The sequence below is a fragment of the Ochrobactrum sp. BTU1 genome (assembly GCA_018798825.1).
In the GTDB taxonomy this organism is placed as follows: domain Bacteria; phylum Pseudomonadota; class Alphaproteobacteria; order Rhizobiales; family Rhizobiaceae; genus Brucella.
In genome coordinates, this window is record CP076354.1 from 1,165,382 (window position 1) to 1,178,065 (window position 12,684).

Consider the following 12,684-nt stretch of genomic DNA (forward strand, 5'->3'; position numbering starts at 1 on the left):
ACTTAAGCCTGTGCTGCAACCTGCGCTTCGCGAGCAGCCTTGAGCTTTGCGAAATCGTCACCGGCATGGTGCGATGAACGCGTCAGCGGGCTGGACGCAACGAGCGCAAAGCCCTTGGTACGACCAATCGTCTCGAAAGACTTGAATTCGTCTGGCGTCACGAAACGGATCACCGGATGGTGCTTGCGGGTTGGCTGGAGATACTGACCGATGGTCATGAAATCCACTTCAGCAGAACGAAGGTCGTCCATCAGCTGAAGGATTTCGTTCCGCTCTTCGCCAAGACCAACCATGATGCCGGACTTCGTGAAGATTGTCGGGTCGAGTTCCTTCACGCGCTGCAACAGGCGGATCGAATGGAAATAACGAGCGCCCGGGCGAACCTTGAGATACTTCGACGGAACCGTTTCCAGATTGTGATTGAACACGTCAGGGCGTGCCTTGACCACGATCTCAAGCGCGCCTTCCTTGCGCAGGAAGTCTGGTGTTAGAATTTCAATCGTCGTCTTCGGGGTCGCCGCGCGGATCGCGCGAATAACCTCGGCAAAATGCTGCGCGCCGCCATCGGCCAGATCGTCACGGTCAACAGAGGTGATGACAACATGGGTCAGGCCCATCTGCTTGATCGCGCGCGCAACACTTTCCGGCTCATTCGGATCAAGCGCTTTTGGGATACCGGTCGAAACATTACAGAAAGCACAGGCGCGGGTGCAGATTTCGCCCATGATCATGAAGGTCGCGTGCTTCTTTTCCCAGCACTCGCCAATGTTCGGACAACCGGCTTCTTCGCAAACGGTAACGAGCTTGTTCGAACGGACAATCTCGCGGGTTTCATTATAGCCGCGTGAAACGGGAGCCTTAACGCGGATCCAGTCCGGCTTCTTCAGAATTTCGGTGTCTGGACGGTGAGCCTTTTCAGGGTGCCGCTGACGTCTCTGGTTCACTGTATCGAGAACTGTAACCATGCTGTTTCCTGCCTATCTGAAACAAATGCCTGAGAGCTAATCTGTTCCAATAATGGGTAGACCCCTGACTTAACGCTTGCCCTAACAATTTGATACGCTGCAATGCAATGGCATTTGCTGCGGCTTACCGTCTCGCTGCCATACCTAATGCTCTGAAAACCAACGCCCAGATGAGGCCAAACAGAAAGCCGCCTAATCCGAGAGCGAATGTCAATATCCAGACGCCGTACCAGCCAGCGATAGCCATTCCGTTGACCGATATGGTGTTTCCGCCGAGCAAGCTCAAGCTTCCTGCCAGAAAGCCTAAAGCAAGACCGCCTGTCGTACACCATTTAATCATGGGCCAAGCGGCACGCCGCCATGGCCCTCCATTATCAATCAGCGGAATGAGTTCACTCCTTTAAGAGCGTTTCCTCGTGAATTGAATTCAAAGTTTGAAAACCGACATTTGCACAACACTTGTTGTGAAGAGGTGCAAATGTCGGAATCAGGTCTCTGAATTACATATTCAGCGCGCGGCCATAGGCATCCAGTACGCTTTCCTTCATCGTTTCGGAAATCGTTGGATGCGGGAAGACCGAGTGCATCAGTTCTTCTTCAGTGGTTTCAAGGTTCATCGCAACGACGAAGCCCTGAATAAGTTCGGTCACTTCGGCGCCAACAAGATGCGCGCCCAGCAGCTGTCCGGTCTTCTTGTCGAAGATCGTCTTGACCAGACCCTGATCTTCACCAAGTGCAATCGCTTTACCGTTTGCTACAAATGGGAAACGACCGACACGAATGTCGAGGCCTTTTTCCTTTGCCTTGGCTTCAGTCAAACCAACCGATGCAACCTGTGGGTTACAATAGGTGCAGCCTGGGACCATATTGCGGTCAAGCGGATGAACATTTGGCAGACCTGCAATCTTTTCAACGCAGATAACAGCTTCATGCTCAGCCTTGTGAGCCAGCATCGGCGGACCAGCAACGTCACCAATCGCATAAATGCCATCAACATTGGTCTTGCAATAAGCGTCGATGGCAATGCAGCCACGATCAGTCTTAACGCCAAGTGCTTCAAGACCGATCTTCTCGATATTGCCCTGAACGCCAACAGCCGAAATCATGCGATCAACGGTGAGTGTCTGAACCTTGCCATCCTTGGTTTCGATATGAGCTGTCACATTGTTTGCGCCCTTCTCAACTTTGGAAACCTTGGCTTCGGTGATGATCTTGAGACCGCGCTTTTCGAGCTGCTTGCGTGCGAAAGCCGAAATTTCCGCATCTTCAACAGGCATGATCTGCGACATCAGTTCAACGACGGTAACATCAACGCCCATGTCGTTATAGAACGAGGCAAACTCGATGCCGATTGCGCCCGAACCCATGACCAGCATGGTTTTCGGCAGTTCCTGCGGCACCATCGCTTCAAAGTAAGTCCAGATCAGCTTGCCATCTGGCTCAATGCCTGGAAGCGCACGCGGACGCGCACCTGTTGCAACGATGATGTGCTTAGCCTTGTAAGTGCCCTCGCCAAGTGTGTTCTTCGGCTGAGGTGCCTGTGGCAGCATCGGCGCCTTGGAAGTCTTGGAAACGACGATTTCACCCGGCTTGGAAAGCTTTGCTTCGCCCCAGATCACATCGATCTTGTTCTTCTTCATCAGGAAGCCGACGCCACCGTTCATGCGCTCGGCAATGCCGCGCGAACGCGAAACAACAGCCTTGATATCGGCAGTGATTGAACCTTCAAGCTTCAGACCATAATTTTTGGCATGATCAGCGAGGTGCTTCACTTCAGCCGAACGCAGAAGCGCTTTGGTCGGGATACAACCCCAGTTGGAGCAGATGCCAGCGAGATGTTCGCGCTCTACAACAGCCGTCTTGAGCCCGAGCTGTGCTGCGCGGATCGCCGCAACATAGCCTCCAGGGCCGGATCCGATAACAATAACGTCGTAAGTGTCGGCCATATTGTTCCTGCCTTTGCTCAGTTCACATTCCGGGTAAGCAATACCCAGTCATGAACTTTGTCCTGCCCGATACGCTTCACAGCTTCGAGCCGTTCCATTTCTTCAAATCCATAACCGCGATAAAGCGAAAGCGCTACGCCATTATGGCTTTCTGTTATCAGGCTGAGACTGGCGTTCCCGCTCAGTTTTGCCTGCTCGATTTCATTTGCAACGAGTGCGCGACCGATACTCTTGCCACGAAATTTCTGATAAACGGCAACGCTGTCTATAAAACGGCTGCCGATCACCTTGCATTGAAGTGCAATAAGTTGAGCCAGAACCTCGTTCTGTGGCTTTAGCTCATGCAAGCTTTCGTCCAGAGTAAAACCAATGGATAATCCAGCTGTAACGCCATCCCACTCGGCGATGGTCGTTCCTTGCCAGCCCTCCATGCCAGCTTCCTGCATCTGACGTAAGCCCGCCTCCATCACGGTCTCAGCGTCGCAATCATGCATAACACTTTGCCACAACCAATGTGCGAAGCCATGAGAAGAGATATCGACCAAAATGGCTATCTCGGCAGCATCATGGCGTTCAGCCGGGCGAAGTTTGAGTAGTCCTGCCATTCAAAACCTCAAGCGCCGCATTCTGAGAATGCGGCGCATTTAAAGGTCATCCAATCAGACCAGCATACCCATCGGGTTTTCGATGTGGCGCTTGAAGGCCTGTGCAAGTTCAGCGGCTAGAGCACCATCGACGGCACGGTGATCGGTGGAAAGGGTTACGGACATAACCGTCGCAACCTTGATTTCACCGTTCTTGACCACTGCGCGCTGTTCGCCCGCACCGATTGCGAAGATCGTCGCATGTGGTGGGTTGATGATTGCTGCAAAGTCCTTCACGCCGAACATGCCGAGGTTGGACACAGAGGTCGAACCACCCTGATATTCATCAGGCTTGAGCTTGCGATCCCGCGCCCGCTTGGCAAGGTCCTTCATCTCGTTGGAGATGGCGGACAGCGTTTTGGATTCCGACTGACGCACGATTGGCGTAATCAGACCGCCAGGGATCGACACAGCAACGCCGACATCCGCACGCTTGTGCTTGATCATGCCGCCTTCAGTCCAGGAGACATTGGCTTCAGGAATGTCACGCAGCGCAAGAGCAACAGCCTTGATCACCAGATCGTTGACAGAAAGCTTGTAGGCCGGAACCTCGCCCTTCTCCGTCTTGGTCAGTGGTGCAGCCGAATTGATCTGCGAACGCAGAGCCAGAAGCGCATCGAGTTCGCAATCGATCGTCAGATAGAAATGCGGAACAGTCTGCTTCGATTCAACCAGACGGCGGGCAATGGTCTTGCGCATACCGTCGTGAGGAACGATTTCGTATGTGCCTTCTTCAAAGAGCTTGAGGATGGCATCATCCGACTGAGGCTTTGGAGCCGATGCAGCTGCCTGCGGCGCAGCGGATGCTGCTTTCGCTCCGCCGGACTTAATTGCAGCTTCAACGTCACGCTGAACGACACGGCCATGAGGACCAGTGCCTTTTACAGCGGAAACATCAACGCCTGCATCCTTGGCGATGCGACGAGCAAGCGGCGATGCGAAAACGCGGTCGCCCTTGTTCTCGGCACCCTTGTTCTCAGCACTCTTGGCTGCTGCCGGAGCAGCTGCTGGGGCTTCAGCCTTTGCAGGAGCCGCGGTTGCAACTTCCTTCTTTGGCTCTTCCTTAGCCGCTTCTGCCTTTGGTGCAGGAGCGGAGTCGCCACCTTTGGCTGCTTCTGCAACATCCTCGCCGTCTTCGGCGAGGATTGCGATCAGCGCGTTGACCTTGACGCCTTCGGTTCCGGCAGGAACGACGAGCTTAGCAACAACACCTTCATCGACAGCTTCGACTTCCATCGTCGCCTTGTCGGTTTCGATCTCGGCGATCACATCGCCTGACGTAACCTTGTCGCCTTCTTTGACCAGCCACTTGGAGAGATTGCCCTCTTCCATGGTTGGCGAAAGTGCTGGCATGGTGATTTTAATCGGCATGTCCAGTACCTCCTCAGGCGGTGTAGGTCACGGCTTTCACCGCTTCCACCACTTCTGCAACAGTTGGCAGAGCCAGCTTTTCGAGATTTGCCGCATATGGCATCGGAACGTCCTTGCCAGCGATCGTCAGGATCGGCGCATCGAGATAATCGAAAGCCTGCTGCATGACGCGGGTGGCAATTTCAGTGCCAACGGAAGACTGTGGGTAGCCTTCTTCAACGGTGACGAGACGACCGGTCTTCTTTACCGATTCAACGACCGTTGGAATATCCATTGGGCGGATGGTGCGCAGATCGATGATTTCGACATCGATGCCCTGTGCAGCCAGCTCTTCAGCAGCCTTGACCGCATAGGTCATGCCGATACCGAACGAAACGATGGTCGCGTCCTTGCCCTGCTTGTGAATGCGAGCCTTGCCGATTGGCAGAACGAAATCGTCAAGCTTCGGCACATCGAAATGATGACCATAGAGAATTTCGTTTTCAAGGAAGATGACCGGATTCGGATCGCGGATAGCAGCCTTGAGAAGACCCTTCGCGTCAGCAGCCGAGTAAGGCATGACGACCTTCAGGCCAGGGATCTGGCTGTACCATGCGGCATAGCACTGGGAGTGCTGGGCGGCAACGCGGGCAGCAGCGCCCGAAGGACCGCGGAACACCATCGGAGCGCCCATCTGGCCACCTGACATATAAAGCGTCTTTGCAGCCGAATTGATGATCTGGTCAATCGCCTGCATGGCGAAGTTGAAGGTCATGAATTCGACAATCGGCTTCAAGCCAGCCATTGCAGCACCAACGCCGACGCCGGCAAAACCATGCTCGGTGATCGGGGTATCGACAACGCGGCGTGCGCCGAATTCGTCGAGAAGACCCTGTGTGATCTTGTAGGCGCCCTGATATTCGGCAACTTCTTCACCCATGATGAAGACGTTCTCGTCGCGGCGCATTTCTTCAGCCATGGCGTCGCGCAGTGCTTCACGCACAGTCATCGAAACCATTTCTGTACCGGCTGGAATGTCCGGATCGGAAGCAACTTCAACTTTCGGAGCAGCAGGCACGCTATCGGCCTTCTTTTCCTCAGTCTTTGGTGCTTCTTTTGCTTCTTCTTTCGGTGCTTCAGCTTTTGCAGCAGGAGCAGAACCGATGTCGGAGGCGCTTTCGCCATCGCCGAGCAGAACAGCAATCGGCGTGTTGACCTTCACGCCTTCGGTTCCTTCTGCGATGAGAATTTTACCGACGGTGCCTTCGTCTACAGCTTCGACTTCCATCGTCGCCTTATCGGTTTCGATTTCAGCGATCACGTCACCGGATGTGACCTTGTCGCCTTCTTTTTTCAGCCACTTGGACAGTTTGCCTTCTTCCATCGTCGGGGAAAGGGCAGGCATGAGAATTTCTACGGGCATGACAATACCTTTCCTGAATTAGAGCAGAATATCCGTGTAGAGCTCGGAAACATCCGGCTCTGGATCGTTTTGAGCGAAATCGGCCGAATCAGCGACGATGTCGCGGACTTCCTTGTCGATTTCCTTCAGCTCTTCTTCAGTGGCCCAGTTATTTTCAATCAGGCGCTGTTTGACCTGTTCAATAGGATCGTGCTCGGAGCGCATCTTCTGCACTTCGTCCTTCGAGCGATACTTCGCAGGATCGGACATCGAGTGACCGCGATAACGATAGGTTTCCATTTCAAGAATCAATGGACCCTTGCCAGCACGCGCCCATTCAGCAGCAGCTTCAGCAGCAGCAGCAACGGCGCGAACGTCCATACCGTCAACCTTGATGCCCGGAACGTTGAACGAAACGCCGCGCTTGGAGAAATCTGTTTCAGCGGAAGAACGCGAAACCGATGTACCCATTGCATAGCGGTTGTTTTCGATCACGTAGATCACCGGAAGCTTCCACAGCGATGCCATGTTGAAAGCTTCATAGACCTGGCCCTGATTGGCAGCGCCATCACCGAAATAGGTGACAGAGATATTGTCATTGCCGCGATACTTGTTCGCAAAGGCAAGACCAGTGCCAAGAGGAACCTGAGCGCCGACGATACCATGACCGCCGTAAAAGCCCTTTTCCTTCGAGAACATGTGCATGGAGCCGCCCTTGCCCTTGGAGTAACCTCCACGGCGACCGGTCAGCTCGGCCATAACGCCACGCGCTTCCATGCCGGTTGCCAGCATGTGACCATGGTCACGATAGGAAGTGATGATCTGATCACCTTCCTTGAGCGCACTCTGCATACCAACGACGACAGCTTCCTGACCGATATAAAGGTGACAGAAGCCACCGATAAAGCCCATACCATAAAGCTGTCCGGCCTTTTCTTCGAAACGGCGGATCAACAGCATTTCACGGTAAGCGTTCAGTTCCTGCTCTTTAGTGAAATCAGCTGGCGCTGGAGTCTTGGGAACATTCCCAAAAGACGCCTGCGATTTTCCAGCCGACGCCTTATTAGCCTTCGGTGCCATATCTCGCTCCCTACAGCATGCACCCAAAATCGGGATCGATTTTGAAAGCAACATGCGTCGATTCAAATTATCAGAGCACATTCACGCACACGAAGGACGCGCGGCGCTCTACGATTGTCGTTCTATTGTGACGTTATACGGGCAATTTACAAGATACAATATGCGCGTAGAGCATAGCTGCTATGCCGCCAAGCCCTTAAAAACATATCACAAAAAGACAATTAACCGGGATTTGGTTAATTCGATCGATCCTCCCGAGAAACGATAATTGTCATTTCATCGGGATGAGAGAGATTAAGCGCTCTGCGGGCCTGCTCGTCAAGCATGTCCTTTTCAATCGAACCATCACGTAAAAGCGTGACTCGCTTTTCAAGTGCTGCTCTGTCGGCAGTCACCTTATCGAGCTGCTGCGTCAGCAAGCTCTTCTGTTCTTCAAGCTGGATGCGGGAATAAAGACCGAATTCGCCATGATAGGCGTGAAAGCCGAAATAGCTAAGAAACGCAGCCGTCAGAATAGGCAGCAAAAAACGGCCGCGGATAGATTTACGTTTCTGCTTGGTCCACATTTCGACTTCCTTCCCGCACATTCAGAGCGGCTTTGATTCTGAATTAAAGCGCACCCCGAAAAACGGGAACCAGTCTTCGGAACAGGTTGCGCATTAATAAAGATAATCAGAGTGCCGATCCGTTAGAATCAGATCGCACGCGTTCTGACCACGTCAATCCGATTTCCACCATGAAGCATTATTTTGCTTAACAGAGCTTTACCGCAGAGTGATGACAGGGCAATTCCGGCGTAGAATTTTTACGACATATGGCTCTCGCCTGAATCAGAAATGGCGGCCGAAGCCGCCATCTCATCAACGAATCCTGTGCAAATCACACATCAAGAATTGTTGAGAAGCCACCCATGATCATGCGCTTGCCATCAAATGGCATGGTATCGCCCATGTCCTTCATGCGCGGATCGCTCATCATTTTTTCATTGGCAGCATCGCGCGTGGCTTTGTCCGGGTATTCGAACCACGAGAAGACAACCTCTTCGTCGTCCTTGGCCTGAACCGCACGGCGGAAATCGGTAACTTTGCCATCAGGCACATCGTCGCCCCAGGCTTCCACCATCCGCGTCACGCCGAATTCCTTGAACAAGGCCGAAGCCTTGGCTGCGTGTTTCTGGTAGGTTTCCTTGTTCGCCTTAGGAACTGCGACGACAAATCCTTCTATGTAAGCCATTTCTCTCTCCCATTTTGGCCCACCCATTTTTGATTAGATGCGTCTGCCCTCGGTCAGCATTCCCTAGAAATAGGACACCGAATGAAACGGGCAACCACACTTATATTGATATCAATGTAATTTGTTTTGTCAAATCGACTATAACGGCTGCAAAGGCCATAAGAGGAATGGAAGACAACTATAAGATAAGGCTCTGCGTGATTTAGTTCGAATGGTTTGTGAGAAAGCTCAGCGCTGTGACAGCACCGAATGCCACAAAGTCGGCTTCTGATCGTAGCCACCGCCCTGCCAACTCTCCAGTGACACAACATTCCATGCTGCATTGTCGTTCCAGATGCGGCCGATCTCTTCAGCACTCATATAATTATAGTAACGTCCCAATGCGTCATGGCCCTCACCGGGGCCATCTTTGAAACTGGCCCACAGCCAACCGCCGGATTTTAATGCCCGATGCATATGTTTCACGATATTTGGTAAATCGGCACGCTTTGCATGAAGAAGCGACGCCGAAGCATAAATGCCATCGTAGCGGGCAACTGCATCAAGCTCGTGAAAAAGCAGCTGCCTAACAGGACGCTGCAACAGCGCCGAGGCTTCCTGAGCAAGTTCGGGTGAACCGTCGGTCGGATCGACATCGAAGCCACGCGAAAGCATTGCCTTCGCATCCTGCCCGCTTCCCGTACCAAGTTCGAGAATGCGCCCAGTTGGACGAACATGCTTGAGAAAGCTATCGAGTTTGCGATTAATGCTTGAGCTCGCAGCATAAGTCGCGGCGTTATTGGCGTAAAAACCCAGCGTATCGTTCGACATGACCTTGCTCCCCGTTTGTAAACTTAGAGAACAAGCAAATATGTCCGCACGAAGACAAAAAGAAAAAGGCGAGCCGAAGCCCGCCTTTTTAATTCAGATATCAATTCGATCTTAGAGGAACTTCAATGCGCTGCGGCCTGCATAGCGAGCCTGCTTGCCAAGTTCTTCTTCGATGCGGATGAGCTGGTTGTACTTTGCAGTACGGTCTGAACGAGCCAGCGAGCCGGTCTTGATCTGACCGCAGTTGGTTGCAACTGCGAGATCGGCAATGGTCGAATCTTCGGTTTCGCCCGAACGGTGCGACATGACCGAGGTGTAACCAGCCTTGTGTGCCGTTTCGACGGCATCAAGCGTTTCGCTAAGCGAACCGATCTGGTTGACCTTGACGAGGATCGAGTTGGCAACGCCCATCTTGATGCCATCGCGCAGACGAGCCGAGTTCGTTACGAACAGATCGTCGCCAACGAGCTGGCACTTCTTGCCAATCAGGTCGGTCAGATACTTCCAGCCTTCCCAATCGTCTTCAGCCATGCCGTCTTCAATCGAAACGATTGGGTAATCAGCAGCAAGCTTTGCGAGATACTCGGCCTGAGCCTTTGGATCGCGGGTCTTGTTCTCGCCTTCATAGACGTAGTTACCGTCCTTGAAGAATTCAGTCGCAGCGCAATCAAGACCAATAGCAATATCTTGACCTGGCTTGAAGCCAGCCTTTTCGATCGATTCTACAACGAAATCGAGAGCAGCTTCTGCGCTCAGCAGGTTCGGAGCAAAGCCGCCTTCATCACCAACATTGGTGTTGTGGCCGGCATCCTTGAGGCGCTTCTTGAGCGTGTGGAAAACTTCCGCGCCATAACGAACAGCTTCGCGCAGCGATGGAGCACCCACTGGCAGGATCATGAACTCCTGGAAGTCGATTGGATTGTCGGCATGTGCGCCACCATTGATGATGTTCATCATTGGAACTGGCAGAACATGGGCGTTAGCACCGCCAACGTAACGATAAAGTGGCAGGCCGGTCGACTGTGCAGCAGCCTTGGCAACAGCAAGCGAAACGCCGAGAATTGCGTTTGCACCGAGATTACCCTTGTTTGGCGTGCCATCAAGTTCAATCAGAGCCTGGTCAACGAGCAGCTGATTTTCAGCATCGATGCCGGCGATTGCGTCGAAAATCTTGCCATTGACTGCTTCAACAGCCTTTTCAACGCCCTTGCCGAGATAGCGGCTGCCGCCGTCACGAAGCTCAACAGCTTCATGTGCGCCAGTAGAAGCGCCCGATGGCACAGCTGCGCGGCCAAAAGAGCCGTCTTCGAGTACGACGTCGACTTCAACAGTCGGGTTACCGCGGCTGTCGAGAATTTCGCGACCAACGATGTCGATGATTGCAGTCATAGGGGCAAGTCCTTCCCTGTAGATAGCCCCGCTCCTGCCGCGAGGCACATTGAAGAAATCCGATGTGAGACTTCATTACAGAAATAAAAGGCGGAGGAACATCCCCCGCCTGTGAATTTCTAATGAAATTTTAAATCGATTTAGAAATCCTGTCGAAAGCCATGAGTTTTTCGAGAAGTGCAGGCATTTTATCAATCTGAACCATGTTTGGACCGTCAGATGGTGCATTATCCGGGTCTTCATGCGTTTCGATGAATACACCAGCTACACCCACAGCAACCGCAGCGCTTGCAAGCGTTTCAACGAATTCGCGCTGGCCACCGGACGAACCACCCTGCCCGCCAGGCTGCTGCACGGAATGGGTAGCATCGAAAATCACCGGCGAGCCGAAACCTGCCATGATAGGCAGCGAACGCATGTCGGAAACAAGTGTGTTGTAACCGAAAGACGCGCCGCGTTCGGTGGCCAGAACATTCGGGTTGCCATTCTCAGTGATCTTGGCCAGCACGTTTTTCATGTCCCAGGGCGCCAGAAACTGGCCCTTCTTCACATTAACCGCACGGCCTGTCTTTGCAGCGGCGACCAAAAGGTCAGTCTGGCGGCAAAGGAACGCTGGAATCTGCAGAACATCGACAACTTCAGCAACAGTTGCGCATTGCTCTTCAGTATGGATGTCAGTGAGAACAGGAAAGCCGAACTCTTTCTTGAGATCGGCAAAAACTTCGAGCGCCTTATCCAGACCAATGCCGCGATGTGCGCTAAGCGAGGTACGGTTGGCCTTGTCGAAGCTCGACTTATAGACGAGGCCCATGTCGAGCTTGTTGGTGATCTCCACCAGACGTCCGGCCATGTCGAACGCATGTTCACGGCTCTCCATCTGGCAAGGCCCGGCAATCAAAGCCAGTGGCGCGCTGTTGGAGAACGTAACATTGCCGATTTTCACGGCAGAATTAGCGGTCGTCATGACTGTGAACCTTCAAATACAAACAATGTCCCCTGACCTGCGGCAGGATGGACGAGAACACGACCATCGCTCTTTGTAAAAGCGATTCCGTTACGAGTGAGGAGTTGCTCAACGGCATAAAGCGAAGCAACCAAGAAAACCAGTCCTGATAGCCGCAAGCCACGACCATGTAGTTCCGGCGACCATCCGAAACAGCGATTAAACTGTGTCGGCGTCATGACCTCTATATTGGAATTTTTAGCCGTGATTGCCAGAGAGCCATCTTCACGTCTCCGAGCAGCGGCATGAAATACGCCCTGCAAGAGATCGGAGAAGTCTTCCGGTTGTTCCTCACACAGCAATATCTCGCGTAAGCCTGTTACGCCATTTTCATGTGTGATCAGGTGCGAACGGTCAGTCTTGGGATAAGCCAAACGCTGACAGGTAAAGAAGAATGCGTCCGGCGCGCGCAAATCCGCGGCAAAAGCCAGCCGGAAGCTGCCCTTCTCACGTTTTCCCTCAGACGAGATGAAACTGCGCGAAAACTCGACCATGCGACCGCCGGAAATACCGCGCCGCTTGAATTCCGCATGATCGCCACGCGAATCGTCGGTCTTGAAGGCTATGCCGGAAAAACCATCATCACCGTTTCGAAAACGGTAGGATAAATCACGCTGGATAAAGCTGTTGTTTCGCTGTGCGGCGGCTTCATAAAGCGGCGAACGGTCTACAGCCAACATTTCGAGATAAGTATCGTCTGCAAAGAAACTGCAGACATTAGCGGTGCCGAACGGATGTTGTGCGTCCGGCGCCACTGTAAATCCCAGAAGGGAAAGTCTCCTGCGCGCCTCACTCAGTTGAGAAACTGGAAGCACCAGATGGTCAACTGAACGAGCTTTGCGCGCAAGATCATTTGTCATGC

Annotated in this window: 13 protein-coding genes; all 13 read right to left on the reverse strand. The window is 52.9% G+C overall.

The genetic code is table 11. The features are described 5' to 3' along the window. Positions 1-2: 2 nt before the first annotated feature. On the reverse strand, positions 3-965 hold the full coding sequence (gene lipA / locus KMS41_05615) for a lipoyl synthase (protein ID QWK78700.1): 963 nt from the start codon (positions 963-965) through the stop codon (positions 3-5). A gap of 124 nt (positions 966-1,089) precedes the next feature. Continuing rightward, positions 1,090-1,305, reverse strand: a complete 216-nt coding sequence (locus tag KMS41_05620; protein ID QWK78701.1) for a hypothetical protein — start codon at positions 1,303-1,305, stop codon at positions 1,090-1,092. Positions 1,306-1,465: 160 nt separating this feature from the next. Beyond that, positions 1,466-2,911 (reverse strand): dihydrolipoyl dehydrogenase, encoded by a 1,446-nt coding sequence (gene lpdA, locus KMS41_05625; protein ID QWK78702.1) that lies wholly within the window; start codon positions 2,909-2,911, stop codon positions 1,466-1,468. Between the two features lie 17 nt (positions 2,912-2,928). Next, on the reverse strand, positions 2,929-3,516 hold the full coding sequence (locus KMS41_05630) for a GNAT family N-acetyltransferase (protein QWK78703.1): 588 nt from the start codon (positions 3,514-3,516) through the stop codon (positions 2,929-2,931). Positions 3,517-3,570: 54 nt separating this feature from the next. Next, positions 3,571-4,926 (reverse strand): pyruvate dehydrogenase complex dihydrolipoamide acetyltransferase, encoded by a 1,356-nt coding sequence (locus KMS41_05635; GenBank protein QWK78704.1) that lies wholly within the window; start codon positions 4,924-4,926, stop codon positions 3,571-3,573. 13 nt (positions 4,927-4,939) lie between these two features. Then, positions 4,940-6,328 (reverse strand): pyruvate dehydrogenase complex E1 component subunit beta, encoded by a 1,389-nt coding sequence (locus KMS41_05640; protein QWK78705.1) that lies wholly within the window; start codon positions 6,326-6,328, stop codon positions 4,940-4,942. A gap of 18 nt (positions 6,329-6,346) precedes the next feature. Then, positions 6,347-7,387 (reverse strand): pyruvate dehydrogenase (acetyl-transferring) E1 component subunit alpha, encoded by a 1,041-nt coding sequence (pdhA, locus tag KMS41_05645; protein ID QWK78706.1) that lies wholly within the window; start codon positions 7,385-7,387, stop codon positions 6,347-6,349. Between the two features lie 236 nt (positions 7,388-7,623). Then, positions 7,624-7,953: a septum formation initiator family protein gene (locus KMS41_05650; protein ID QWK78707.1), complete on the reverse strand. Its 330-nt coding sequence runs from the start codon at positions 7,951-7,953 to the stop codon at positions 7,624-7,626. Between the two features lie 313 nt (positions 7,954-8,266). After that, positions 8,267-8,620, reverse strand: coding sequence for a DUF1428 family protein (locus tag KMS41_05655; GenBank protein ID QWK78708.1), 354 nt, complete (start codon positions 8,618-8,620; stop codon positions 8,267-8,269). A gap of 228 nt (positions 8,621-8,848) precedes the next feature. Then, a complete protein-coding gene (locus KMS41_05660; protein ID QWK78709.1) occupies positions 8,849-9,430 on the reverse strand; it encodes a class I SAM-dependent methyltransferase in 582 nt (193 codons plus the stop codon). A gap of 111 nt (positions 9,431-9,541) precedes the next feature. Beyond that, a complete protein-coding gene (gene eno / locus KMS41_05665) occupies positions 9,542-10,819 on the reverse strand; it encodes a phosphopyruvate hydratase (GenBank protein QWK78710.1) in 1,278 nt (425 codons plus the stop codon). A gap of 130 nt (positions 10,820-10,949) precedes the next feature. After that, complete coding sequence (gene kdsA, locus KMS41_05670) at positions 10,950-11,783, reverse strand: 3-deoxy-8-phosphooctulonate synthase (GenBank protein ID QWK78711.1); 834 nt, start codon at positions 11,781-11,783, stop codon at positions 10,950-10,952. Continuing rightward, positions 11,780-12,682 carry a VOC family protein gene (locus tag KMS41_05675; protein ID QWK78712.1) on the reverse strand — a complete coding sequence of 301 codons (903 nt, stop codon included), beginning with the start codon at positions 12,680-12,682 and terminating at the stop codon, positions 11,780-11,782. Before KMS41_05675 ends, kdsA begins: the two co-directional genes overlap by 4 nt. Positions 12,683-12,684 lie beyond the last annotated feature (2 nt).

Bases quoted from the DNA above. Each gene is read 5' to 3' on its own strand.
- eno (QWK78710.1), bottom strand. From the start codon at position 10,819: ATGACTGCAATCATCGACATCGTTGGTCGCGAAATTCTCGACAGCCGC.
- lipA (QWK78700.1), bottom strand. From the start codon at position 965: ATGGTTACAGTTCTCGATACAGTGAACCAGAGACGTCAGCGGCACCCT.
- pdhA (QWK78706.1), bottom strand. From the start codon at position 7,387: ATGGCACCGAAGGCTAATAAGGCGTCGGCTGGAAAATCGCAGGCGTCT.
- KMS41_05635 (QWK78704.1), bottom strand. From the start codon at position 4,926: ATGCCGATTAAAATCACCATGCCAGCACTTTCGCCAACCATGGAAGAG.
- KMS41_05655 (QWK78708.1), bottom strand. From the start codon at position 8,620: ATGGCTTACATAGAAGGATTTGTCGTCGCAGTTCCTAAGGCGAACAAG.
- KMS41_05650 (QWK78707.1), bottom strand. From the start codon at position 7,953: ATGTGGACCAAGCAGAAACGTAAATCTATCCGCGGCCGTTTTTTGCTG.
- KMS41_05630 (QWK78703.1), bottom strand. From the start codon at position 3,516: ATGGCAGGACTACTCAAACTTCGCCCGGCTGAACGCCATGATGCTGCC.
- KMS41_05620 (QWK78701.1), bottom strand. From the start codon at position 1,305: ATGATTAAATGGTGTACGACAGGCGGTCTTGCTTTAGGCTTTCTGGCA.
- lpdA (QWK78702.1), bottom strand. From the start codon at position 2,911: ATGGCCGACACTTACGACGTTATTGTTATCGGATCCGGCCCTGGAGGC.
- KMS41_05675 (QWK78712.1), bottom strand. From the start codon at position 12,682: ATGACAAATGATCTTGCGCGCAAAGCTCGTTCAGTTGACCATCTGGTG.
- KMS41_05640 (QWK78705.1), bottom strand. From the start codon at position 6,328: ATGCCCGTAGAAATTCTCATGCCTGCCCTTTCCCCGACGATGGAAGAA.
- kdsA (QWK78711.1), bottom strand. From the start codon at position 11,783: ATGACGACCGCTAATTCTGCCGTGAAAATCGGCAATGTTACGTTCTCC.
- KMS41_05660 (QWK78709.1), bottom strand. From the start codon at position 9,430: ATGTCGAACGATACGCTGGGTTTTTACGCCAATAACGCCGCGACTTAT.